21 protein-coding genes and 1 tRNA gene are annotated in these 25,109 nt (G+C 66.5%); 5 read left to right on the top strand and 17 right to left on the bottom strand.

All coding sequences use genetic code 11. The annotated features are described in order from the left end of the window. Window positions 1-123: 123 nt before the first annotated feature. From rfe to argS, 11 genes are all read right to left on the bottom strand, one after another. On the bottom strand, window positions 124-1,344 hold the full coding sequence (gene rfe, locus F6B93_RS16415) for a UDP-N-acetylglucosamine--decaprenyl-phosphate N-acetylglucosaminephosphotransferase (protein ID WP_211696021.1): 1,221 nt from the start codon (window positions 1,342-1,344) through the stop codon (window positions 124-126). A 49-nt stretch (window positions 1,345-1,393) separates the two neighbouring features. After that, window positions 1,394-2,047 carry an L-threonylcarbamoyladenylate synthase gene (locus tag F6B93_RS16420; protein ID WP_211696022.1) on the bottom strand — a complete coding sequence of 218 codons (654 nt, stop codon included), beginning with the start codon at window positions 2,045-2,047 and terminating at the stop codon, window positions 1,394-1,396. Between the two features lie 23 nt (window positions 2,048-2,070). Further along, a complete protein-coding gene (gene prmC, locus F6B93_RS16425; protein WP_211696023.1) occupies window positions 2,071-2,982 on the bottom strand; it encodes a peptide chain release factor N(5)-glutamine methyltransferase in 912 nt (303 codons plus the stop codon). Next, entirely contained in the window at window positions 2,979-4,055 is a 1,077-nt protein-coding gene (gene prfA / locus F6B93_RS16430) for a peptide chain release factor 1 (protein WP_211696024.1), read from the bottom strand. The genes prmC and prfA overlap by 4 nt, the downstream gene beginning before the upstream one ends. Before the next feature lie 93 nt (window positions 4,056-4,148). Next, window positions 4,149-4,403 (bottom strand): 50S ribosomal protein L31, encoded by a 255-nt coding sequence (rpmE, locus tag F6B93_RS16435; protein WP_211696025.1) that lies wholly within the window; start codon window positions 4,401-4,403, stop codon window positions 4,149-4,151. A gap of 224 nt (window positions 4,404-4,627) precedes the next feature. Next, window positions 4,628-6,490, bottom strand: a complete 1,863-nt coding sequence (rho, locus tag F6B93_RS16440) for a transcription termination factor Rho (RefSeq protein WP_211696026.1) — start codon at window positions 6,488-6,490, stop codon at window positions 4,628-4,630. A 267-nt stretch (window positions 6,491-6,757) separates the two neighbouring features. Continuing rightward, window positions 6,758-7,675 (bottom strand): homoserine kinase, encoded by a 918-nt coding sequence (gene thrB / locus F6B93_RS16445; RefSeq protein WP_211699550.1) that lies wholly within the window; start codon window positions 7,673-7,675, stop codon window positions 6,758-6,760. Between the two features lie 95 nt (window positions 7,676-7,770). Next, a complete protein-coding gene (gene thrC / locus F6B93_RS16450) occupies window positions 7,771-8,853 on the bottom strand; it encodes a threonine synthase (RefSeq protein WP_211696027.1) in 1,083 nt (360 codons plus the stop codon). Further along, a complete protein-coding gene (locus F6B93_RS16455; protein ID WP_211696028.1) occupies window positions 8,850-10,175 on the bottom strand; it encodes a homoserine dehydrogenase in 1,326 nt (441 codons plus the stop codon). The genes thrC and F6B93_RS16455 overlap by 4 nt, the downstream gene beginning before the upstream one ends. A 3-nt stretch (window positions 10,176-10,178) precedes the next feature. Then, window positions 10,179-11,552: a diaminopimelate decarboxylase gene (lysA, locus tag F6B93_RS16460; protein ID WP_246541149.1), complete on the bottom strand. Its 1,374-nt coding sequence runs from the start codon at window positions 11,550-11,552 to the stop codon at window positions 10,179-10,181. A gap of 41 nt (window positions 11,553-11,593) precedes the next feature. Then, window positions 11,594-13,246, bottom strand: a complete 1,653-nt coding sequence (gene argS / locus F6B93_RS16465) for an arginine--tRNA ligase (RefSeq protein WP_211696030.1) — start codon at window positions 13,244-13,246, stop codon at window positions 11,594-11,596. A 124-nt stretch (window positions 13,247-13,370) separates the two neighbouring features. Between argS and F6B93_RS16470 the strand changes: the two genes are divergently transcribed. Next, window positions 13,371-13,443 (top strand) — tRNA-Arg (locus F6B93_RS16470). Between the two features lie 276 nt (window positions 13,444-13,719). Here F6B93_RS16470 and F6B93_RS16475 read toward each other — a convergent pair. Continuing rightward, a complete protein-coding gene (locus F6B93_RS16475; protein ID WP_211696031.1) occupies window positions 13,720-14,013 on the bottom strand; it encodes a hypothetical protein in 294 nt (97 codons plus the stop codon). Between the two features lie 192 nt (window positions 14,014-14,205). Here F6B93_RS16475 and F6B93_RS16480 point away from each other — a divergent pair, with 192 nt between their 5' ends. From F6B93_RS16480 to F6B93_RS16490, 3 genes are all read left to right on the top strand, one after another. Next, window positions 14,206-14,541, top strand: coding sequence for a DUF732 domain-containing protein (locus F6B93_RS16480; protein WP_211696032.1), 336 nt, complete (start codon window positions 14,206-14,208; stop codon window positions 14,539-14,541). Between the two features lie 211 nt (window positions 14,542-14,752). Then, window positions 14,753-15,088 carry a DUF732 domain-containing protein gene (locus tag F6B93_RS16485; protein WP_211696033.1) on the top strand — a complete coding sequence of 112 codons (336 nt, stop codon included), beginning with the start codon at window positions 14,753-14,755 and terminating at the stop codon, window positions 15,086-15,088. A gap of 170 nt (window positions 15,089-15,258) precedes the next feature. Then, complete coding sequence (locus F6B93_RS16490; RefSeq protein ID WP_211696034.1) at window positions 15,259-16,695, top strand: DUF2254 domain-containing protein; 1,437 nt, start codon at window positions 15,259-15,261, stop codon at window positions 16,693-16,695. Between the two features lie 34 nt (window positions 16,696-16,729). Here F6B93_RS16490 and F6B93_RS16495 read toward each other — a convergent pair whose 3' ends face one another. The 3 genes from F6B93_RS16495 to F6B93_RS16505 all read right to left on the bottom strand — a co-directional run bounded on the left by F6B93_RS16495 (window position 16,730) and on the right by F6B93_RS16505 (window position 21,240). Further along, complete coding sequence (locus F6B93_RS16495) at window positions 16,730-17,356, bottom strand: hypothetical protein (RefSeq protein WP_425518463.1); 627 nt, start codon at window positions 17,354-17,356, stop codon at window positions 16,730-16,732. Between the two features lie 215 nt (window positions 17,357-17,571). Next, complete coding sequence (locus tag F6B93_RS16500) at window positions 17,572-19,209, bottom strand: MFS transporter (protein WP_211696036.1); 1,638 nt, start codon at window positions 19,207-19,209, stop codon at window positions 17,572-17,574. A gap of 90 nt (window positions 19,210-19,299) precedes the next feature. After that, a complete protein-coding gene (locus F6B93_RS16505) occupies window positions 19,300-21,240 on the bottom strand; it encodes a PE family protein (RefSeq protein ID WP_211696037.1) in 1,941 nt (646 codons plus the stop codon). 263 nt (window positions 21,241-21,503) lie between these two features. Between F6B93_RS16505 and F6B93_RS16510 the strand changes: the two genes are divergently transcribed. Next, window positions 21,504-23,561, top strand: coding sequence for a PE family protein (locus F6B93_RS16510; protein ID WP_211696038.1), 2,058 nt, complete (start codon window positions 21,504-21,506; stop codon window positions 23,559-23,561). A 51-nt stretch (window positions 23,562-23,612) separates the two neighbouring features. Here F6B93_RS16510 and F6B93_RS16515 read toward each other — a convergent pair whose 3' ends face one another. Continuing rightward, a complete protein-coding gene (locus F6B93_RS16515) occupies window positions 23,613-24,098 on the bottom strand; it encodes an NUDIX domain-containing protein (protein ID WP_211699551.1) in 486 nt (161 codons plus the stop codon). A gap of 104 nt (window positions 24,099-24,202) precedes the next feature. After that, entirely contained in the window at window positions 24,203-25,084 is an 882-nt protein-coding gene (locus F6B93_RS16520; protein WP_211696039.1) for an LLM class flavin-dependent oxidoreductase, read from the bottom strand. Between the last annotated feature and the right edge of the window lie 25 nt (window positions 25,085-25,109).

Genomic DNA, 25,109 nt, shown 5'->3' on the forward strand with positions numbered 1-25,109 from the left:
CGACGGGCCGGGGGGCCGGCAACCCGCGAGGTTTGTTTCGGGGTTCTACCTGCACCGTACCACACGGTAGACGCAACTACTACTGCCCGTCGTAGACCCCTCTCATTCGGGTTGGAGCACCCTCTAGTCCGGGTCGTAATAGTCGTCGCTACGACGCAGCAGCGGGATCAACGTAGCGACACCGGCCACCACAATCGCGCCCAGCATCACCGCCGCGGTATGGCGCGGGTCGAAGAAAATCGACCCGGCGGCGCCAAAGGCGACGATGCCGACCCACAGGTAGATGATGAGCACCACTCGCCGATGTGAATGACCGATCTGCAGCAGCCGATGGTGCAGGTGCATCTTGTCGGGGCTAAACGCACTACGGCCGGCGCGGGTGCGGCGCACGATGGCCAGCAACAGGTCGAGCATCGGCACGAACATCACCGCCACCACCAGCAGGAATGGTGATAGCAAGACGAAAACATCCCGGGCGCCATAGGCGTTCTGCGAAATCGGACCGGCAGCAGTGGTGGAGGCGGCAGCCAGCATCAAGCCGATCAGCATCGAGCCGGAATCGCCCATGAAAATCCGGGCGCGGTGAAAGTTGTGCGGCAGAAAGCCCAGGCAGGCCCCCGCGAGCACGACCGAAATCACCGCCGGCGGATAGAACAGCACATCGCCACCATGGTCACGAAGCAGCCCTACGGAGAACATGCAGATCGCCAAAGCCGTGATCAGGCCCAGGCCAGCGGCCAGCCCGTCGAGTCCGTCAACGAAGTTCATCGCGTTCACGATCGACACGGTCAGTGCCAAGGTGAGCAGGATCGACGAAGCCTGGTCCAACACAATGGTGCCCACACCGCCCACCGGGATGTACAAAACGCTCCAAGCGACTCCCATGGTGACCAGCACGCTGGCGGCGGTGATCTGACCGGCGAACTTCGTCAGGGCATCCAGACCCCACCGGTCGTCGATCAGACCGATACCCATGATCACCGCACCGGCCACCAAAACCGCGGGCATGCCCGTGGAGTAGACAAACCCACGGGTGAGAGCCGGAAGCTGAGAGGCAAGGAAAACGGCACCGACAATGCCGAGATACATCGCCAATCCGCCCATCCGCGGCGTCGGCGTCACGTGCACATCCCGTTCCCGTGGATATGCGACAGCGCCCAGACGCGAAGCCAGCACGCGCACGGGTCCGGTCGCGAAGTAGGTGATGATCGCCGCGGTCAGCCCGACCAGCGCAAGTTCACGCAGTGGGACACCGGTTCCGCGATACGACAGGGCGACCCAACCACCGGCAAGGCTAACCAGATCGCTGGCCGGGTCGCTGGTCACCACGGAACCGTACTGCACCAACCTGAGACCCCGGCACCGAGCCAGCCACGAGCAGGCGGTACGCGACCTAGCCGAGCAAACTCGCCGTATCCACTCCGAGCACCTCGGCGATTCGCTCGGTGCTCACCGGACCCGGCCGCAGGACTCGCGGCGCGGCTCCGGTCAGGTCGACGATGGTCGAAGCGGCCTGCTGTGCCGCAGGACCGGCGTCAAGATAGACCGTAACGACATCACCGAGCTGGCGACGCGCCTCATCGGCGTCGACCGCCGGCGGCTGGCCGGAAACGTTCGCGCTGGATACCGCCATGGGCCCTACCTCGCGTAACAACTCGATGGCGACCGGGTGCAACGGCATCCGCAGCATGACCGTGCCCCGAGCATCGCCCAGGTCCCACTGCAACGACGGCGCCTGCGCGACCACCAGACTGAGCGCGCCAGGCCAGAACGCGCGCACCAGTTCGCGGGCGACGTCGGGTAGCGAGAAGGCCAAACCTTCAATCGTGTGCCACGAGCCGACCAACACACCCACCGGCATATCGCGCCCGCGCCCCTTGGCTGCCAACAGACCGGCCACCGCGGCGCTGTCGAACGCGTCGGCACCGATCCCGTAGACCGTGTCGGTCGGCATCACGACCAGGCGACTCGCCTGCAGGGCAGCTACCGCGGCAGCGATTCCGCGCGAGCGCTGGTCAGGGTCAGCACAGTCGTAGATGTCGCTCAAGAGCGCCGCTCCTCCTCATCGCGTCATTCTGCATCGTCGCGGCGCGGGTCCGTGGCGCCACTCTCCTCCCACGAGCTCGCCCTTCCCCTCCTGCGCGCGGTGACGAACCTTGGCCGCCCGGCCAGATCCTCGTGGGCACGCACGTCGTGGAAGAGTTCTGTGCGGTTGACCACATCGATCGTCAACGACGACGTGGTCTCGTCATGTTCAACCGCGAGTCGACCGCCGGGGCGCAGCCAGCGCCCGGCCAGACCGACGACTGCGGATATCACCGTCATCCCATCGGGACCGGCAAACAACGCATGATGCGGATCATGGTGCGCTACTTCTGGTTCCAGAACCGCACCATCAGGGATGTAAGGAGGGTTGGACACTACGAGGTCGACATGACCGTCGAGCTCAGGAAGCAGCCCCGGCGTGGTGACGTCAGCACGCAGCAACTCAACGTTGGTGCCTTCAGCGTTGCGGCGCGCGTAATCGAGCGCCGACTCGCAATCGTCGATACCCAAGATCCGGGCCTGTAGTCCACGCTCGGCTCGGTGCTGGGCTAGCGCGACGGCTAAAGCACCCGATCCGGTGCACACGTCGACGATGACGGGTCGCGCGCCAATCGCCTGGCCAGCGGCCCACGCCACGATGGACTCGGTCTCCGGACGCGGTATGAACACTCCAGGGCCCACCTGAAGGGCCACCGGGCCGAACGATACGGTCCCGGTCAGATGCTGGAGCGGCACCCGCTGCGCACGCGCAGCGACGAGCTCGTGATAGCGGCCGAAGAACTCGTCACCAGGCGGCTCCAACATCCGCAGCCGACCGCGGTCGGTGCCCGCGACGTGGGCGGCCAATAGTTCGGCATCGCAGCGGGCGGAATCGATCCCCGCTTCGGCGAATAGCGCCGCCGCGTCGTCAATCGTCTGCCGCAGCCGGGTCATCATTGTTGCTGTTGTAGCCGCGCCTGCTTGTCGGCGTCGGTCAGGGCGTCGAAGAGCGCGTCCAGGTCACCTTGGAGAACGTGATCGAGATTGTGTGACTTGTAGCCGATTCGGTGATCGGTGATCCGGTTTTCCGGAAAGTTGTAGGTACGAATCCGTTCGCTGCGGTCCACGGTGCGGATCTGGCTGGCCCGATCCGCGGACGCGTCGGCCAGCGCCTGCTCTTCGGCGATCGCCTGCAGTCGCGCGGCCAACACCTGCAGCGCGCGCGTCTTGTTCTGCAGTTGTGAACGTTCGTTTTGGCAGGTCACGACGATTCCTGTGGGTAAGTGGGTGATGCGCACCGCGGAGTCGGTCGTATTGACACCTTGGCCGCCCTTCCCCGACGACCGGAAGACGTCGATGCGCAGTTCCGACTCGTCAATCACCACCTCGCCAACCTCTTCAGGTTCTGGATATACCAGCACTCCCGCTGCCGAAGTGTGCACGCGACCTTGCGATTCCGTCACAGGGACCCGCTGCACCCGGTGTACGCCACCCTCAAACTTCATTCGCGACCACACCCCGTCGGCGGTGTCGCCCTTGCTCGCGATAGCCAGCGTCGCATCCTTGTAGCCGCCCAGATCGGAGGTGGTTTCGTCCAGCACGGTCACTGTCCAGCCATGTCGTTCGGCGTAGCGGATGTACATCCGGGCGAGGTCGGCGGCGAACAACGCGGATTCTTCGCCTCCCTCGCCGGACTTGACCTCAAGCACGATGTCGTCGGCGTCGTGTGGGTCCCGCGGTGCGAGCATGTCGGTCAGCGCAGTGTCCAGCTCGACGACGACAGCTTCTAGTTCAACGACTTCCTCGGCGAAAGAAGCATCGGCTGCTGCCAGTTCACGGCCGGCCTCCAGGTCGTCGCGCGCAGCCACCAGCTTGCGATGGGTGGCGATAATCGGCGCCAATCGGGCAAACCGACGCCCAACCTTGCGGGCCTCGTCCGGCTTGCTGTGCAGTTCGGGATCGGCCAGCGCTGCCTCTAACTCGGCGTGTTCGGCCAGCAGCACGTCAATCGTCTGTAGCGGCTGCGTCATCACACACCTCACTTCCGGCGAGCCGATTGCCCCAAACGCGAACCGACGCCCGGCCTGTGCCGTTCGTGCACAGTTCGGGCGTCGGGAAGCGAGCTACTTGTCGGCGGTGTCCGGGCTGGCGGCGGCTTTGTCAGCCGCGGCCTTGCGCTTGCCATAGCGACGTTCGAAACGGGCCACCCGGCCACCGCTGTCGAGGATCTTCTGCTTGCCCGTGTAGAAGGGGTGGCATTGTGAGCAAACCTCGACATGGATGTGACCGCCCGGCTTGGTGCTGCGGGTCTGGAAAGTATTGCCGCACCCGCAGAGCACAGTGGTCTCCTCGTATGCGGGATGAATATCCGATTTCATGCTGTCCTCTTCGATCGTTGGCGGCCATGTGAGTCCCGTGTTCGATGTGGCGATCGGGCCTGCGCCTGCGGGTTGGCCGAGCGTCGATTATGCCAGGTCAACCACCATCATCCCAAACAGCGCGATGCGCGAGCGCATTCCCGGCGACGCGGCAGCTCAAGGACCACCCGAGCCAACTGCAGTGGCGGTGATGCCACGCCGCGTGACGTCAGTTCAACGTCGAGCTAGTCGTTGTCCATCGACCCCGGCGTCGTCTTGGACACCTGCACCAGGAACTCGTAGTTGTTCTTCGTCTTGCGCAGCTGCGACATCAGCAGGTCAATGGCTTGATGAGAGTCGAGACCCGAGAGCACCCGGCGAAGCTTGTGCACGATGGCGAACTCGTCGGGAGACAGCAGAAGTTCGTCCTTGCGGGTGCCCGAGGGGTTCACGTCGACCGCGGGGAAAACTCGCCGTTCGGCGATCTTGCGGTCCAGCTTGAGTTCGGCGTTGCCGGTGCCCTTGAACTCCTCAAAGATCACGGTGTCGCCGGTGGAACCGGTTTCGACCATCGCGGTGGCGATGATGGTCAGTGATCCGCCTTCCTCGATATTGCGGGCGGCGCCAAGGAACCGCTTGGGCGGGTACAGCGCGGTGGAGTCGACACCACCGGACAAGATCCGGCCCGACGCCGGCGAGGCGTTGTTGTAGGCACGGCCCAGTCGAGTGATCGAGTCGAGCAGAACCACGACGTCCTTGCCTTGCTCCACGAGCCGCTTGGCGCGCTCAATGGCCAGCTCCGCGACCGACGTGTGGTCGGACGGGGGGCGGTCGAACGTTGAGGCGATGACTTCACCTTTCACCGAACGCTGCATGTCGGTGACCTCCTCGGGCCGCTCGTCGACGAGCACGACCATGAGGTGGCATTCCGGGTTGTTCTTGGTGATCGCGTTGGCGATGTCCTGCAGGATTGTCGTCTTTCCGGCCTTGGGTGGTGAGACGATCAGCGCGCGCTGGCCCTTACCGATCGGCATGATGAGGTCGATGACCCGCGTGGTCAGCCGCTCGGTGGTGGTTTCCAGCCGAAGGCGCTGGTTGGGATACAGCGGTGTCAATTTGCCGAATTCAGGCCGCTTTTTCGCGTCCTCGACGGATCCACCGTTGATGCTGTCCAGCCGCACCAGCGGGTTGAACTTCTGGCGCTGGTTGGGCTGTTCGCCTTCCCGGGGAACCCGAACCGCGCCGGTCACGGCGTCACCGCGGCGCAAACCGTTCTTGCGCACCATATTCATGGACACGTAAACATCCTGGGGGCCGGCGAGGTAGCCGGAGGTGCGGACGAACGCGTAATTATCGAGAACGTCAAGAATGCCGGCTACCGGTTGTACGACGTCGTCCTCGCGCAGTTCCGTATCGGCACCGTCACCGGACCGCTCGCCGCGGCGCCGGCGATCCCGGAACCGGCGACCCCGCCGGCCCTGGCGCCCTTCGCCGTCGTCGTCGCGCGGCTGCTGCCCGCCCGAACCTTGCTGGTCACCGCTTTGGTCACTACCCGAGGTGGCGCCGCGCTCGTCGGTCTTGGCGTCCTGTTTGGCCCCTTGCCGGTTGTCGGTCCCGTCGGTGGCCTTGCCCTCGCGCTCCGGTTGCGTGGCGCCGCTGGAGGGCGACCCCGATTCGCGAGTGGCGCCGCGCCGGTCTCGGCCCGGTGCTTCGCTCTGGGCGTCTTCCTGTTTGGTGTCCTGCTTGTTGTCCTGCTTGTTGTCCTGTTTGGTGTCCTGTTTGTTTTGGGCGTCCGGTGCCTCGGCAGTGGCCTGCGGCTGTTCTTGGCTCGCGCTCTGCGATGGCTGGTCGCCGGTCGCGGCGCCGTTGGCCTGATCCCTGATCTCCTGGAGCGCGGCGATCAGCTCGTTCTTGCGCATACCCGATGTGCCCTTGACACCGGCCTGGCTAGCCAGAGCGCGCAGTTCGGGCAGCACCAACGTTGCCAACGAACCGGCGGGCTCATTGGTCTTGACGTCTGGGGTGTCCGAGGTGTCCGGGGCGACAGAATCCGACGGCTTATCGGCGTCGGTGCCTTCCCCAGCCGTGATGAGGTCCGTATCGGTCACGGATTTCCTTTCCTTTCCCCGCTGATCACGTCACACGGGGTTTTCTGCATTCAGCGGAGCGATCAGCGAGTTGCCGAGCGCCCAATCATCGACTCTGCAGCGGTGATCGCCAGCATCGGCGGCGAATATGGCAAGCCTCGTCCACAAGAAGGATTGGTAGTTGTCCGAGCGGCTAGGCAGTCGGATGCAGATGCTGCGATTGCTGGACGGCTCCGAGGATAGCCCCCTTCCTGGCCGGAAGCAAGCAAGCTCACGCAACGTGGCGGTTCACCCGCGAGCCGTGACGCCCGAGCTCCAGCGAACTCGATCGCCCACGGTCATCTCAGTGATGGTGAATCCGGTTGCGGCACCGTAGGCCATCGCGTCGGCCGGCAACTGCGGCTCAGTCGTCAGCGCGATCAGCGAAGGGCCAGCACCCGATAGCGTTGCCGCCACATTGTGGCGCCGCAGCAGGCGCAGATACTCTGCTGAAGCCGGCATGGCCGGTGCACGTTGAGCCTGATGCAAGACGTCTTCGGTGGCCGCCACCAGCAAATCGGGCCGTTCGGTGAGTGCCACCACGAGTAATGCAGCCCGGCTGACGTTGAACCGCGCGGCGTCGTGGCTGACCTGCGCCGGCAATAGCACCCGGGTCTCCGCGGTTGATGATCGCGCTTCGGGAATCGCCGAAAAGAGGTGGATATTGGGATGGATCCGCAGCGGTACCGCCGAATAATCACACCGATCACCCCTGCGGTCGGTCCACGAAACCACGGCTCCGCCCAGTACGGCAGCCGCCGCGTTGTCGGGATGACCTTCGAACTCCGAGGACAGCTGGATCAGCTGGGCCTCGTCGAGTGGCTTCGAATCCGTTTGTGCAACAAGACCATTGACAGCTGCAAGGCCACCCACCACGGCCGCCGCGGAAGAACCGAGCCCACGAGAATGCGGAATGGCGTTGCGGCAGCGAACCACCAGGCCGGGAGCACTGACCCCCACGGCCTGCAGCCCATACTGGATGGCGCGCACTACCAGGTGATCCGGTCCCAGCGGAACGTGGTCGGCGCCCTCACCCTCGACGGCCACCACCAAACCGGATTCTGTTGTCTCGACAGTGGTCTCGTCATAGAGACCCAGAGCCAAGCCGATGCTGTCGAAACCGGGGCCGAGATTCGCGCTCGACGCCGCCACCACGGCGCTTGCCATCAGCCCGGCGGGCAGCAGCCGACTGTCCGACGCGCCCGGTCCCGCAGCGCTATCGATCGCCACGGGATCCACCCGGTGGCGACCCGACGCGCCCACTAGGCCAGTCCCAGATTCTCGATCACGGCCGCCGGGTCGACCGGCAGCGGAGACACACTCGGCATGTCTTTCAATGCAGTGTCGGGATCCTTGAGACCGTTGCCGGTCACGGTGCACACCACCGACGAACCGCGCGCCACCCAGCCGTCATCGATGGCCTTGAGTAGACCGGCGATACTGGCGGCGGAAGCGGGCTCGACAAAGACGCCCTCTGCCTGGGCCACCAGGTGATATGCGGCCAGGATTTCCTCATCCGTGGCAGCCAAGAAGCGGCCCTTGGACTGCTGCTTGGCCTCGACGGCCGAGGTCCACGACGCTGGCGAGCCGATACGGATCGCGGTCGCGATCGTCTCCGGGTGGCTGACAGGTTCACCGAGAACCAGTGGCGCCGCCCCCGCGGCCTGGGTGCCCAGCATGCGGGGCAGTTTGTCGATCACTCCGTGCTGCTGATACTCGGTGTAGCCCTTCCAATACGCGGTGATATTGCCCGCATTGCCCACTGGGAGAGCGTGCACATCGGGCGCGGTGCCCAGCACATCCACGATCTCGAACGCCGCTGTCTTCTGGCCCTCGATACGCACGGGGTTGACCGAGTTGACCAACGAGATTGTCGGGAAGTCGGCGGCCATCTTGCGGGCAAGTTCCAGGCAGTCGTCAAAGTTGCCGTCAATCTGGATGATCTTGGCGCCGTGCATGACCGCCTGCGCCAGCTTGCCCATCGCGATCTTTCCCTGCGGTATCAGCACCGCGCAGGTGATGCCGGCCCGAGCCGCGTATGCCGCCGCCGACGCCGAGGTGTTTCCGGTCGACGCGCACAGCACCGCCTGTTGACCCCGGGCCAGCGCATCGGTGACCGCCATGGTCATGCCACGGTCCTTGAACGAACCGGTGGGGTTGAGCCCCTCGACTTTGAGGTAGATCGTGCACCCCGTCTTCTTGGAGATTCGGGTCGCCGCGATCAGCGGGGTGCCACCCTCCAGCAGGGTTACCGGGCTCCAATCGGGGCCCACGGGCAGCCGATCGCGGTATGCCGCGATCACTCCCGGCCAGGGCTGATGAGTGGCAGTTTGCGGAGCGGTCACTCGCCGGTTCCTTCGAGTCGCAGGACGCTGGTCACAGCCTCAACCACGTCCAGGTGGACGAGCGCGTCAACGGTTTCCGAGAGCGCGGCGTCGGTGGCGAGGTGAGTCAGCACCACGATTCGGGCTCCCACGCGGTGCCCCCCCTCGCCCACCACACCTTCCTGGCGCACTTCGGCGATGCTCACCGCACGTGTCGCGAACTCCGCCGCTACCGCGGACAACACACCCGGCTTGTCGGCAACATTCATGCTGACGTAGTAGCGCGTGGCAATCAAACCCATTGGCGCCGCCGGAAGTTTGGCGTATTTCGACTCGCGAGGAGCGCGGCTGCCGAGGACTCGGTTGCGGGCGGCCATCACCAAGTCGCCGGTCACTGCCGACGCGGTCGGCGCGCCACCGGCGCCCTGGCCATAGAACATCAGTCGCCCGGCGGCCTCGGCCTCGACCACCACGGCGTTGAAGGCACCGTTGACCGAGGCAAGCGGATGCGTCAGGGGAACCAGCGCCGGATAGACCCGAGCCGAAACCCGTTGCTGACCGGCGTCGGTGGTGATTCGCTCGCAGATCGACAACAGCTTGATGGTGCAACCCAACGCACGCGCCGACTCGAAGTCGGCCGGCGTGATCTTGGTGATGCCCTCGCGATAAACGTCGTCGGCAGTCACCCGGGTGTGGAAGGCAATGGACGCCAGAATCGCCGCCTTGGCCGCGGCGTCATAGCCTTCGACGTCCGCGGTGGGATCGGCTTCGGCATAGCCCAGCGCGCTGGCATCGGCCAACGCCTTGCCGTAGTCGGCACCGGTGCTGTCCATTTCGGAGAGGATGTAGTTGGTCGTGCCATTGACAATCCCGGCCACCCGTCGCACCGTATCGCCGGCCAGCGACTGCGTGAGCGGCCGGATCACGGGGATAGCACCGGCCACCGCGGCCTCGAAATACAAGTCGACATGCGCGCTTTCGGCGGCCTGTGACAATTCTCCCGTGGACGTGGCCAACAGTGCCTTGTTCGCCGTAACGACAGACTTGCCACGCTCGAGGGCAGACAGGATCGCCTTGCGCGACGGTTCTACCGGCCCCATCAGCTCGACGACGATGTCCACATCCTCGCGGGATACGAGTTCTTCGATGTTGTCGGTCAGCAATTCGATCGGCACACCTCGGTCCGCGGCCACCCGGCGCACTCCGATGCCGCGTAGTGCCAGCGGGGCACCGACGCGGGCAGCGAGATCGTCGGCGCTGTCCTCAATGATGCGGACAACTTCGCTTCCGACGTTGCCCAATCCGAGCACGGCAATGCCGACCGGCTTTTCGTCACCCGACACGGGTCACCTCACTTCCAGACTCAGCAGGTCGTCGACCGTCTCCCGCCGCAGCAGCAGGCGCGCCTCGCCAGCGCGCACCGCGACCACAGCGGGCCGGCCGACCATGTTGTAACGGCTTGACAGCGAGTAGCAGTAGGCGCCGGTAGCCGCCACCGCTACCAGGTCGCCCGGACCGAGGTCGTCAGGCACCCACGCATCGCGTACGACGATATCTCCGCTTTCACAATGCTTTCCAACGACACGAGCCCGCACCGCGGGCGCATCGCTGACTCGGGAGACCAACCGCACGTCATACTGGGCGTCATAGAGCGCGGTGCGGATGTTGTCACTCATGCCGCCATCGACGCTGACGTAGCGCCGGGTCGCGGTGGAGCTCACATCGACATCCTTGACCGTGCCGACTTCATAGAGCGTGACGGTGCCGGGTCCGACGATCGCGCGTCCAGGCTCGACCACCAGCTTGGGGGCCGGCAGGCCCACCGCGTTCGATTCGTCGCTGACGATCGTGCTCAACCTGGCGGCCAGCTCGTCTATCGGCGGTGGATCATCGTCGGCCTGATACGAGATGCCCAGGCCGCCACCAAGATCGACAGTCGAGATCTGGGCGGCCTTGTCCGGACCGAGTTGGTCGAATATCGCACGCAGCAGGCCAATGACACGGTGCGCGGCGATTTCGAAACCCGCAACGTCGAAGATCTGCGAACCGATATGGCTGTGCAACCCGACCAGGCGCAGACTATCGGTGGCGAACACCCGCGCAACCGCGGCCATAGCGGCGCCGCTGGCCACCGACAGTCCGAACTTCTGGTCTTCGTGCGCGGTGGAAATGAACTCGTGGGTATGCGCTTCCACACCGACGGTCAGCCGCACCAGGACATCCTGGACGATCCCCGCGTCGCCGGCGATCCGATCCAGTCGCTCGATTTCGGTCATCGAATCGACGACGACGTGGCCGACGCCGGCCTTGACCGCCGCCGTCAATTCCTCGACTGATTTATTGTTGCCGTGGAGCGTGATCCGATCCGGCGGGAAATTCGCGTGCAGCGCAACCGCCAACTCACCGCCACTGCACACGTCGAGACAAAGACCTTCTTCATCGATCCAACGGGCTATTTCGCTACACAGGAATGCCTTAGCGGCGTAATGCACATTGGCGCCACCGCCGAATGCCGCCGCAGTCTCTCGGCAGCGCCAGCGAAAATCGTCTTCGTCGATGACGAACAACGGAGTCCCGTACTCCCGAGCGAGGTGCGTTAGTGCGACCCCGGCAATGCCGGCTACCCCCGTCGCATCTCGAGTAGTGTTGCGCGGCCACACATTCGGCGCCAGCCACAACAACTCGTCGGCCGACTGCGGGCGCGGCGGACTCGTACCCAGGCGAGGCTCTTCGGCGTGCCGGGGGCCGGCAGGATGGGCGTTCACATTCGCTCCGGGGCGCTGACGGCAAGGATTGCCAAACCGTTGGCGAGGACTTGGCGGGTGGCCTCACACAGAGCGAGGCGGGCGGTGTGCAAGGCGGTAGGTTGCTCGTCCCCTTGGGGCAGCACCCGGCATGAATCGTAGAACCGATGGTAGTCGCCAGCAAGATCTTCCAGGTACCGGCATACCCGGTGTGGTTCGCGCAGGGACGCGGCCGTTTTGAGCACTCGGGGGAATTCGCCGATGGTGCGCAGCAGCGCACCTTCCTTGTCGTGGCTGAGCAGCTCAAGTTGCGTAGTCTCGGGGATCAACCCGAGTTCGGCGGCGTTGCGGGCCAGCGCCGAAAGCCGGGCATGCGCGTATTGCACATAGTAAACCGGGTTTTCATTCGACGCCGACGACCACAGCGCCAGGTCGATGTCGATCGCGGTGTCCACCGAGGACCGGATCAGACTGTACCGCGCCGCATCAACACCGATCGCCTCTACCAGGTCATCCAGCGTGAGCACCGTACCCGCCCGCTTGCTCATCCGAACCGGCTGGCCGTCGCGGACCAGGTTGACCATCTGCCCGATGAGAACCTCGACGGCCGCCGGATCGTCACCGAACGCCGCGGCAGCGGCCTTGAGCCGGGCAATGTATCCGTGATGGTCGGCGCCCAACATGTAGATGCAGAGGTCGAAACCGCGTTGACGCTTGTCCAGGTAGTAGGCGAGATCACCCGCGATATAGGCAGGCTTACCGTCACTCTTGATCACGACGCGGTCTTTATCGTCACCAAACGCGCTGGTGCGCAACCACGTTGCGCCGTCCTTCTCGTAGATGTTGCCAGTCTCTCGCAGCCGAGCGATGGCTTCATCGACCCGGCCACTCGTGTGCATCGAGTCCTCATGCGTGTACACGTCGAAGTCGGTGCCGAATTCGTGCAGGGACTCTTTGATGTGAGTGAACATCAGGTCGACGCCGATTTCGCGGAAGGTCTCGCGTAACCCCGTCTCGGGCAGGGTCAACGCGTCGGGAGCCTTGTGCAGAACCTGCGCGGCGATGTCGGCGATGTAACTGCCCGCGTAGCCGTCGGCCGGGGCGGGTCGACCCTCGGCCGCAGCGATCAGCGAGGTGACAAAGCGGTCGATCTGGGCGCCATGGTCGTTGAAGTAGTACTCGCGCACCACGTCGGCACCCTGCGTCGACAGCAGGCGGCCCAGTGCGTCGCCGACCGCGGCCCAGCGGGTACCACCGATGTGAATCGGCCCGGTGGGGTTGGCCGAGACGAATTCCAGGTTGACGTTGCAGCCGGCCAGTGCGTCGGAGCTACCGAAGTCCGCGCCCGCGTCAATGACCGCATTGACAATCTTGGCCTGCGCCGACGCCTGTAGCCGCAGGTTGATAAAACCCGGGCCGGCCACCTCTGCGGTGGCAATGCCGTCGGCCTCCGCGAGCGCATCGGCGAGCCATCCAGCCAGCTCACGCGGGTTCGTGCCGACCTTCTTGCCGAGCTGCAGCGCCAGATTGCTGGCATAATCGCCGTGCTCGGGGAGCCGCGGCCGCTCCACCGCCACGGTCTGCGGCAACGCAGACACGTCGAGGCCACGCTCGGCAAGCACCGCATTGGCGGTGGTTTTGAGCAGCTCAGCCAGGTCGGCGGGGGTCACGAACGTCCATCCTATGGGCTGGGGTGCCTACGCCCCGAATCCATTCCAGTGACCATGGATCTGCTGGCATGCGTTACTCTGGCTGGGCTTGTTTATGCCCTACGGCGCAGCAGGTTGTCGGTGCGCCCCCGTAGCTCAGGGGATAGAGCGTCTGCCTCCGGAGCAGAAGGCCGCAGGTTCGAATCCTGCCGGGGGCACAGCTTTGTTGCTGGCTCTGGAGGCGCTATCTGACCAGCGCTGATTCTGAATCCGCACAAGCTTCGCACGACGAGGCCGATTGGGCGCGTCCTTAGGGCTCGGGAATTCACCATGGAGCCCGCACCAGGCGGCACCGCTACTCCTAGACCTCAGAACGACATTGCGCTGCCCTCAGACATCACAGCCATCAGCGACTGGGCCGATGTCGACACCCCTAGCGGTCCGGGTATGTGGAGGGCTACCACGCGGGATCGGAGAAAACAGACTTTCACCTTTCAGCTGCCGGAAGGATCTGATCGATAGATCGGCCAGACTTCCAGGTAAGCGTCAATCGCACGCTCAACCGCCAATCCATACTCATTCGGAGCCCATTCTGGCCCAAAGGTCTTCATCAACGCATCAGAAAGCAGATCCACAACACGGTCGCTCTGCTCATTGGTCGGCTTCTGTGAGCTAAGAAGCTCGGCAAGAAAGGCGGAGTCACGACGCTCCAGTTCTTCCACGATCAGGGTGCGGTGTTCGGCTGGAATCGCATCGAGGACTTGCTCATGGGTTTCTCCATCTAACACGGCTGTTCGCCCACGCAGTTACCACTTGGCCGTCCCTCTTCTCCATGCTCCGTTAGCCCGCGGATATGCCCGTTGCCGGGCGCCGTCTCCATCTCGCCAAGAATCTATAGAGGATCCATAAAGGGCCGGAGCTGATTCTGAGGTCACGCAAAACAGCGCAACCACCAATCACATCAGCACAGGAGACCCACAATGTTCACCCGTCGCTTCGCCACCTCGGTTGCCGGCACCACCCTCACCGCCGCCGCTCTCGGCCTGGCCAGTCTCGGCTTCGCCGGGGCCGCCAACGCAGGCAGCGTCGATGATGCGTTCCTCGCACAGCTGGAAGAGGACGGCATCACCCCGCCGAGCGCGGCGCGTGCCATCAGCTATGCACACGCCGTCTGCGACGCTCTCGATGAGGGCCACTCCAGCAAGGCAGTCATCAGCGCGGTCGCCAAAGCGACCGGCCTGAGCCGTAAGGGCGCCAAGACGTTCTCTGTCGACGCCGCGTCGGCCTACTGCCCGGAGTACGTGACCTCGAGCTAGCTCCCACAACCACGCTGCGGGGACCCCGAAACGGGTCCCCGCATCAGCGTGCCGTCGGCAAACATCGTCGCGCCGCCGTGAAATTGCCCCTGCGCGCGCACTGATGTCTCAATGTCGCCAAGAATCTATAGAGGATCCATAAAGGCCCGGAGCTGATTCTGAAATCACGCAAAAGCGCCACCACCAATCAGATCAGCACAGGAGATCCACAATGTTCACTCGCCGTTTCGCCACCTCGCTGGCTGGGACTACTCTCACCGCCGCCGCTCTTGGCTTGGCCTCCCTGGGCTTCGCCGCGACCGCCAGTGCAACCGCTGTCGATGACGCGTTCATGGCCCTGCTGCATGCCGACGGGATCACACCGCCGAGCAGAGCGCGCGCCATCAGTGACGCGCACGCCGTGTGCAACGCCCTCGACGAGGGCCACTCGAGCAAGGCCGTCATCGCAGCGGTGGCCAAAGCGACCGGCCTGAGCCGCAAGGGCGCCAAAACATTCGCTGTTGATGCCGCGTCGGCCTACTGCCCGGAGTACGTGACCTCGAGCTAGCGTCGACCATCGGTATGCGGGGATCCTCACACGGATCCCCGCATTCGCCTTTTCAACCTCGGGTCGCGCTTTTTCCCTGCCACCGGCGCATACCACCGACGCATGCCACCCACGCATGCCACTGATGCAAATTTTCCGCCCAAAGCACGCAACGGGTGCATTCTTAATTCGTGAGCGCAACCAACGTACTAAGCCGCCGCAAAGCCATCCTGGACTACTTGCAGGGCGCGGTGTGGGTGCTACCGACAATGGGCGTTGCCTTCGGCCTGGGTGCCGGGGCGATCCTGTCGATAATCCCGGTGAAGACCGACTCCCTGGTGGACAACTTAATGTTTCAGGGGACTGCCGGCGACGCCCGCGGAGTGTTGATCGTGGTATCAGCCACAATGGTCACCACTATCGGCATCGTCTTCTCGCTGACGGTCCTGTCGCTGCAAATCGCCTCGAGCCAATTCTCGGTGCGGTTGTTGCGAACCTTCCTGCGCGATATGCCCAACCAGGTGGTGCTGGCGATTTTTGCGTGCACCTTTGCCTACAGCACCGGTGGCCTGCACACCGTCGGCCAGCACGTCGACGGGGAGGCGTTCGTTCCCAAGATCGCCGTCACCGGGTCGCTCGCCCTGGCATTCGTCAGCATCGCCGCGCTGATCTACTTCCTGCACCACCTCATGCACTCCCTGCAAATTGACACGATCATGGACAAAGTGCGCCACCGCACACTGGGCCTGATTGATCGAATGTTTCCGGACCTGGACACCGCGGATGCAACGGGGGAAACGCCGCCCTACCCACCCGCCGAGGCAGTGCCGCTGGTGGCCCCGAAATCCGGCTACCTCCAAACGGTCGACATCGACGACATCGCCGCACTGGCCGCAGCCGGCGGACACTCGGTGCTGCTGGTCACCTTCGTTGGCGATTACGTCACCGCAGGCGGCCTCCTCGGCTGGTGCTGGCGCAGGGGCACGCCGCCGCGGCCACCAGAGGCCGAGTTTCCGCAGCGCTGCTTGCAGCACGCGCACATTGGGTTCGAACGCACCCTCCAACAGGACGTCCGCTTCGGATTACGACAGCTGGTCGATATAGCGCTGAGGGCACTATCACCGGCCGTCAACGACCCCTACACGGCGATTCAAGTCGTGCACCACCTGTCAGCCGTCGAGTCGGTGCTGGCGTCGAGGGCGTTGCCCGACGAGGTTCGCCGCGATAGCTCCGGGGCGCTCCTCGTCTGGCTTCCCTACCCCGGCTTTGCTGCCCTCCTCCACGTCGGGTGTGCGCAAATCCGCCGGTACGGCACGCGGGAACCGCTGGTGCAGACTGCGTTACTGCAGCTGCTCAGCGCGGTTGCCCAGAATTGCGTCGACCCAGCACGCCGTGCCGCGGTGCAGACCCAAATCGCCCTGGTTGTCCGGACCTCACAGAGTGCGTTCACCGACGAAGGGGATCGGGCCATCGTTGTCAATGCCGCAGCACGCGCCACTGAGGTTGCCGAGCGACCCGGCACTTTGGCGCCCCCGCCCTCCGCGTTCGGCCAAGTGGCCGCGGCGACGGCAGCGGCGTCGACGATCTCAGACCCCCACTCGCACCCCCGACGAGGGCGACGCAGCTAGCGACTCGGGCCGCAGCGGCGACGACCCATCAGCATCATCCAACTGGCGCCCACTGGTTCCACGAGTCGCCGTAGTCGAGGGTGACCAGCGATGACCGATCGACGTTGACGATCTCGCGGAAATGGTCTTGCCACCCCCACCACACGCTGATGAAGAACACGTGGTCAAACCAGCTGAGCTGATAATCGGGGGGAATGGTCTCCCCCTTGTTCTCCGGCGCAAACACCGCAACCGCCAAGAGACCCAGTATCGCCGACTTTGGCAGCTGAACCTTGCCGTCATTGGCAATGCGAAGTGCCGCAGTGGCATTCACGTACGGGCTAATTTCGAAGGCCACCGCGGATTCGTCGCCGTGGCCGTGCAGCCACCGGTGAACCCCGTACAACACATCCGCGATATCGGGCCGCTTTTCCGGCACCAAGTCCGATCTCACCGCAACGGGGAATCGAGTTGCTTCGAGGTCGACGCCGGGCGTGGCCATCACGCCGTAGATATCGAGTGAATCTCTGACTACTTTGCGGAATCGTGCGCCGACGCCGACCGTCGGATAGCGCTTCCTGCCCGTGTCGTCAACGGCGGTGCACGCATGAAGCATCGCCACGTCCCAGATTTTCCGATCCCATTGCTCAAGCGACTGCTTGACTGCTGCCCCTACTGCCATACGCATGAGGTTATAGGCCAGCTCCGGACTGCCCGAGGGTTGCACCCCGCAGCGGCGAGCGCGTCGACGTTCGATCGCGGACCCTCAAGAGGAACTCGGCTACTAGCCTGGCGCGGCGGCGGCTCCTCTACCAGCTATGGCGGCGGCCACGGGGATGCTCGCGGTCTCGGCGCCGCGGGCGGCTCGATCGGTGCCAGCGGCGGCACCGGTTGCCTTCACTGCGGGGACGGTGACGAGGGTGGTAACGGCGCCCTGCCCGGCGGCGAGGACGGCGAAGACGCGTAGGCGGGCGCGACACCTTTTCGGCGGCCTAGCTTTTCTGCGGACTCTCCCGCCGCGGGATCGCCGACACCAGGCCGAAACCAGCGCCAGCCCGCGAGAAACGCCACGGCGAGTGACGCGGTGGCGATGAGAAACGCCACCCGGATGCCGTCGATGAAGACCTCTTCGGCGATCTCGACCGGGTTGTGGCGCGCGATCGGTCGCCGCGGCACCATCCCGCCGACATGGGCTCGTGGATTCGCATGGTCGATGATCGCCTCGGCAATGGTGTGCCGCCGGACCGGGTCGGGCACCGCGGACTCCAGCTCGGACTCAAGGGAGACGGACAACCAGGCGGCGAGCACGGAGCCCAAGACCGCGAATCCCACCGTTGAGCCGATCGCCCGTTGGGCGCTCATGATGCCCGAAGCCATCCCGGCACGCTCCACCGGAACCGCGGTCATCGCAACGGTCGTGACAGGTGTTAGGCACAACGCAACGCCAACCCCGCACAGGCCCAGCCCGATCAGGACCAAGCTCCAGCTGCGGTGCTCGCTGGCGATCAGCGTCAGCAACCCCATCATCAGCGCGCTCAACCCGGCGAGGATGAGCACCCGCGCGCCGATGCGCCCAACGAGATTCCCCACCAGCGGAGACACCAGGACCACGGCCGCACTGAACGGAAAGATCATCAGGCCGGTCGCTGTCGGGGTATAGGCCCGCACGTTCTGCAGAAACTGCGTGGTGAGCAGCAGCATCCCGTGGACGGCGAAGAAGACCGTGCAGATGGTCGCGATGGACAGTGCGTATGTGCTGTCGCGGAACAGCCGCAGATCCATCATCGGGTCGGGTGATCGAAGTTCGTGCCCGACGAAGAGGGCACCACCAACCACAGCCGTGGCCAGCAACACGAGGATCGGCGGCGACGTCCAGCCGACTTGGGGACCTTCGATGATCGCGTACACGAAGGCCCCCATCACAACGATGAACAGTGTCTGCCCCGCCAGGTCGAGACGCCGTGCCCGCTCGTTGCGGGACTCCGTCACGAAGCCCACGGTCAGCAGCACGACCAGCACCCCCATTGGCACGTTGACATAGAAGATGCTGCGCCACCCCCACCGGTCGACCAGCAGACCGCCGAGCGTCGGACCCGCCGCGGTGCCGACACTGGCAATGGCGGTCCATATTCCGATTGCCCGCGCCTTTTGCTTCGGCTCCGGAAAAGCCGCGCTGACCAGCGCGAGTGACGTCACGCTGACGATGGCCGCGCCCAAACCCTGCACGCCCCGAGCGGCGGTAAGCATCGCGATGGACGGTGACAGACCGCAGGCGATGGATCCCGCGATGAACAAGGAAATACCCGTCAAGTACCAGCGGCGACGGCCGTAGCGGTCGGCGAGTGTCGCCGCCGACATGATGACGACCGCCATCCCGAGGCTGTAGGCCGCCACCACCCATTGCAGCCCATCCTCGCCGACCGCAAAGCGGTGCTGGATGTCCGGCAGCCCCACGTTCACAATCAGGAGGTCCAAGAACACCATGAACAGGCCAAGGCCTGAGGCTCCGACGGTGAGGCGCTGCGTGCGGTTCATGTGAGGCCCGTTTCACGTTGGGTCCCCGCATTTTGGACGCTCGGACACGGGTGAGCAAGCCCTGCCACGGCAATAGGGTTCGGCACGAGCTCAGCCATCCGGGCCTCGACCACCGGGGCTGCCGAATAGGGATCCGCCGCTGCCGCCCGCGCCACCGTCACCGCCGTCACCCGGGTCGGTGCCCGTGCCGCCCATCCCACCGGCCCCACCCGCGCCGCCCTCGCCGATCAGCGCGGCGTTACCGCCGATGCCACCGCCGCCGCCGTCACCACCTACAGCGGCTGTGAGGCCGCCGCCGATACCGCCGGACCCGCCGGTCCCACCCGCGCCGCCGACGCCGATCAGCCTGGCGTTACCGCCGGCACCACCGCCACCGCCGTCACCACCTACAGCGGCTACTATGCCGGTGCCGATCCCGCCGGCCCCGCCGGTCCCGCCGGCACCACCGGCTCCGATCAGTGACCCGCCAACTCCGCCAGTACCGCCGAGCCCACCGGCCCCACCGGTCGCGGTTGCGGCGGCAGCCTCCCCGCCGGCGCCACCGCCGCCAGCCGCCCCGCCGTTGCCGATCAGCCCGGCGGCACCGCCGGCGCCACCGGCGCCACCTGCCCCGGCGGTGAGATCCGTGGTATTGAAGGCGGTGGCGCCGCCGGCCCCGCCGGTTCCACCGGCCCCACCGGCGCCGAACAGCCACCCGCCGGTCCCGCCGACCCCACCGGTCCCGCCGGTGCCGCCCGTGGTGGCGGGGAATAGCAAGCCGCCGGTTCCGCCGGCCCCGCCGGCCCCGCCGGTCCCGATCAGCCCGCCGGCGCCGCCCGCGCCGCCATGGCCACCGCTGCTGGCCAGGGTGGCGAACCCGCCGGCCCCGCCCGTGCCGCCGTCCCCGAACAGCCAGCCGCCCCGACCGCCAACCCCGCCAGTGCCGCCGTCACCACCGGCAAAGTTGGCGGTGGCGTTGCCGCCGGCCCCGCCCGCCCCACCGGCCCCGATCAACCCCGCGTCACCGCCGGCACCGCCGAGGCCCCCATCGTTGCCGGTGGTGGTGAACCCGCCAGCACCGCCGGCACCGCCATTGCCGAACAACCACCCACTGTGACCGCCGGTCCCGCCAGCCCCACCGGGGCCACCGACGCCGCCGGTCCCGCCGGCACCGCCAGCGCCGCCGAACCCACCGCTGCCCGACAGCCACCCGCCGTTTCCACCGGCACCCCCAGCCCCACCGGCGCCGGTGGGAAAGCCGCCTCCGCCACCGCCGCCAGCACCACCGGCCCCACCGTCGCCGAACAGCCACCCGCCGCGACCACCCGCACCGCCCGCCCCACCGTCCGCGTTGGGGCTGTTGGCCCCCGCGTCCCCGGCGGCACCCCCGGAGCCGCCGTTGCCGAACAGTCCGCCGGCGTGCCCGCCCGCACCGCCCGCCAAGCCCGGCCCGGCCAACGCGGTACCGCTCGCACCGCCAGCACCGCCATTGCCGTACAGCAGCCCGCCATTGCCGCCCTTGCCGCCGAACATGCCGAGGGCCGCCCCGCTGCCGCCGTTACCGCCGTTGCCGATCAGTCCGGCGTCACCGCCGGCACCGCCGGGTCCGCCGCTGCCGCCGTTGCCGAACAACAACCCGCCGGCCCCACCTGCCTGCCCGGGCGCCGTCGCGTTGGCCCCATCGCCGATCAGGGGACGCCCCAACAACGCCATGGTGGGTGCGTTGATCCACCCCAGAATCTGCTGCTCGACGGCCTGTAGTGGGGAGGCGTTGGCCGCCTCGGCGGCCGCGTAGGCGGCCCCGGCAGCGGTGAGCGTCTGCACGAACTGCTGATGAAACGCCGCCACCTGAGCACTGAGAGTCTGATAGTCGCGGGCATGGCCGGAGAACAGCGCGGCGACCGCCGTGGACACCTCATCGGCACCCGCAGCCAGAACCCCGGTGGTGGCGCCGGCCGCCGCGTCATTGGCCACTCCCAGCGCCGAGCCCATGCTCTGAAGATCCATCGCCGCCGCAACCAGAGACTCGGGAGCGGCGAATATGTGCGACATCATCGTCTCCTTGCGTAAGGCTCGCCATACCATACGAGCGTTGGAGCGAGCGTATAAAAGCGACAGTCGCCAGCAAAGGGTCCGCCGCAGATTCGTCCCGCCCCGCCGGGTCGCCACACTTCAGGCCAAATCCCGGCCAACTGCATTCATCCACTCGCGCTAGCTGGGTATGGTCCCTCGGACAGTCCAGCTTGAAGGCCGATCGTGGACCCAAAGTGATCGGTTTTTGCAGTGGCCAACAGCGATAATCACGGGAGGTAGCGGTGTCGTTCTTGTTCGGGACGCCCGAAGCGATCGGGGCAGCAGCAAAGGACGTGGCCGGGATCGGTTCGATGCTCGACGCGGCCAACGGCGCCGCAGCCGCCGCAACCACCGAGATCGCGGCCGCAGCCGAAGATGAGATCTCGCTGGCGGTGGCCGCGTTGTTCTCCGGCCACGCCCGCGACTATCAGACGATCAGCGCCGCTGTCGCGGGGTTGCACACCCGGTTCGTTCAGGCGTTGGCCGGGGGCGCCGGGTCCTATGCCAACGCGGAGGCGGCCAACGCATCACTGGCGCGCAGTGCGGAGCAAGAGCTGCTCAACATGCTCAATGCCGTCAACGCGACCAGCCAAACGTTGACGGGGCGCCCACTGATCGGCAACGGCGCCAACGGAGCCCCCGGCACCGGGCACAACGGCGGCGATGGCGGCTGGCTGTACGGCAACGGCGGCAACGGTGGCTCCGGCGGGCAAGGCCAGAACGGGGGCAACGGCGGGTCCGCAGGGTTGTTCGGCAACGGCGGCTTCGGGGGTGCAGGCGGGGCCGGCGCCAGCGGAGCGGCGGGTCAGCCGGGGAGTGCGGGCGGTCGGGGCGGCAGCGGCGGTGCCGGCGGATGGATCCACGGCCACGGCGGAAGCGGCGGGATCGGCGGCGCTGGCGGGAATGCCACGGCACCCTCGGGCACGTCCATGGGCTTCAACGGCGGCAGCGGCGGCAATGGGGGTTCCGGCGGTCGCGGTGGACTCCTGTTCGGCGACGGCGGCCACGGGTCGGCCGGGGGGGCCGGCGGACAAGCCACCAGCGACACCGCCGCGGCCTTCCCTGGCACCGGTGGATCCGGGGGCTTGGGTGGCAACGGCGGCCATGGCGGCTGGCTGGTCGGCAATGGCGGCAACGGCGGAGACAGCGGCGGCGGCGGTGGCGTGGTCTCCGCTTCGGGCGCCGTCAACGGCGCCAACGGTGGTTTCGGTGGCCTTCTCGCCGGCAACGGCGGCAACGGCGGGCTATTCGGCAACGGTGGTGCCGGCGGTAGCGGCGGACTCGGGGGCGCCGGCGCGACCGGCTCCGATGTCAGTGGCGAAAGCGGAAGCGGCGGCGACGGCGGTATGGGCGGCAATGCCTTGCTATTTGGCCATGGCGGTGCTGGAGGCGGCGGCGGCAATGGAGCGGCAGGCGCCGATGGCACCGCCAGTGGCAACGACGGCGGCAACGGCGGTAGCGGCGGCCTCGCCGGTGACGCCGGCGACGGGGGGTGGCTGTTCGGTCACGGCGGCGACGGCGGCACCGGGGGCTCGGGAGGAGACGGCGGTGCCGGTGTTATCCAAGGCGATTCCGGTCCGGGCGGCGTCGGCGGTGCCGGCGGCACAGTCGGCTCGATACAGCTACCCGGCGGGATCGAATTAGATGGTCTTGGGCTGTTCGGCAACGGCGGCAACGGCGGCAACGGCGGCGACATCGGCGCCGGCCCGCAGGTTTTTCAACAAGGCGCGGCAGGCGGTGACGGGGGCCAGGGCGGCCTGTTGCACGGCAATGGCGGCAACGGCGGCAACGGCGGTAACGGCGGCAGCGGAGGAGCCGGATTGCTCAGTGGCGTCGGCGGCCAGGGTGGATCGGCCGTGCTATTCGGCAATGGCGGGGCCGGTGGCAATGGCGGGGCCGGCGGCACCGGCGTCCCCTTCAGCGCCGGCGCTCATGGCAGCAGCGGCGGCGCTGGCGGCGCCGGCGGTGTGCTGTTCGGTGACGGCGGCGCGGGCGGGGTGGGCGGCGCCGGCGGCGAAGGTGGTCCTGGACAGGACGGCGGCAATGGCGGCGCCGGCGGGGTCGGCGGCGCCGGCGGAATCGTGTTCGGCAACGGCGGCTCTGGCGGAAGTGGCGCCATCGGTGGTGCTGCCGGCTCCGGCGGCAGCGCTGGAAGTGGCGGGGCCGGCGGCAACGGTGGCAATGCCGCCTTGCTTGTCGGCAACGGCGGCAACGGCGGAGCAGGTGTCCCACCGGCATCCGGAGGCGTCGGCGGCAAGGCCGGATTGATTGGTTCGCCCGGACAGGATGGGCCGGCATAGCCGGTTGGTCAGGATCGCAGCGCGACCAGACCGCCCAGTGCTATCTCCCACTCATCGCCCGCGCAGCAGGAACAAGCCGTAGGCGGCGATCGACTGCGCGTCGGCGATCACGCCGGAGGCGATCATCTGCTCGACGCGGTCGCGGGCGAACCAGGCGCTGCGCATGTCCTGCTCCTCATGCTCGCGATCCGATTCGCCCTCCACGATCCCCGTAGCCAGGAACACCCACCCGCGCTGACTGGTCATGCCGGGGGCGGTATCGAGTTGTCCCAGTGCCTCGAATGAGGTTGCGCGCAATCCGGTCTCCTCGCGCAGCTCACGGGCGGCCAGCTCGACGGGTTCGGTGTCCACCAGATCGGGTGCGGTGCCCTGCGGAAATTCCCAGCGGCGCGCGCCAAGTGGGTAGCGGAACTGCTCGACCAGCCGGAACCGGTGCCCGTCGTAGGGCAGCACCAGCGCGTAGGTTGGCTTGTCGACCACGCTGTAGATGCCGGGGCTGCCGTCCGGGCGGCGGATGTCGTCCTCGCGGAGCACCATCCAGGAGTTCCGATAGATCTCGCGGGACGAAACGAACTCGATGGATGCCACATCGCCAGTATCACGGCCAGTATCACGACCAGTATCACGACCGGCGCGATGGCTCACGACATCCTGGCAACCACGTCGGCCGCTCGCTGCAACTGCTCAAGGTCGGAGCTGGTCGGGATGAGCTGAACTTCGTCGGTGCCGATCTCTGCGAATCTCCGCAGCACTGCGACCAGCTCGTCCTCGCTGCCCGCCCAGCCAGTCGTGGGTGCCATGGCATCGACGTATTCCGTCGGTATCCAGTTCAAGTAACGCCGCAGATGCCGAAGCACTTGGCCACGCGCCTGCTCGGGTGACCCGAAGGCGAACCAAAAAGAGGTCGCCAGATGGGGTTTGGGGTTGCCCGCTTCGGCCCACGCCGCCCGTGCCACGTCGAACAGCTCATTCTGCTTGGCGACATCCAGGTCCAGGGTGGTGCCGGCCAGACCCGCGGCCCAGGCCGCGGCGCTGCGGACGGTCTTGGGCCCGATGGTCCCCACCAGCAGCGGTGGCCCGCCCGCCTGCACTGGTGATGGCCCAACCGGGCGCACCGACTCCGTGACCTGCTCACCAGCCCAGATCTGCTTCATCACCGCCACGCGGTCGGCCATGCCGCGCATCGTCTGGGTCTTCGGGTCCGCACCGGCCGCGTGGTAATCCTCGTGCCGCCCGCCCACCCCGATGCCCACGGTCAACCGGCCCCCGCACAGCATGTCGCCAGTAGCCAAGGCCTTCGCCAGCATCGCCGGATTGTGCAACTGCGGCACGATCACCGTGGTCACCAGCCGCACTCGATCGGTCCAGGCGCCCAACGCCCCGAGCAGCGTGAGGCTGTCGGGATTGTCGAACGCGATGCGCTCCCCCCAGCACAACGACGAGAAGGGGCCTTCGTCGATCGCACGAGCCCAGGTCTGGAGCACCCGTGCATCCAGGTCGGGCTCCATCACGGGCATAGTCATCCCTATTTGCACAAACGCGATTCTG

It is taken from the genome of Mycobacterium spongiae (assembly GCF_018278905.1).
GTDB lineage: Bacteria > Actinomycetota > Actinomycetes > Mycobacteriales > Mycobacteriaceae > Mycobacterium > Mycobacterium spongiae.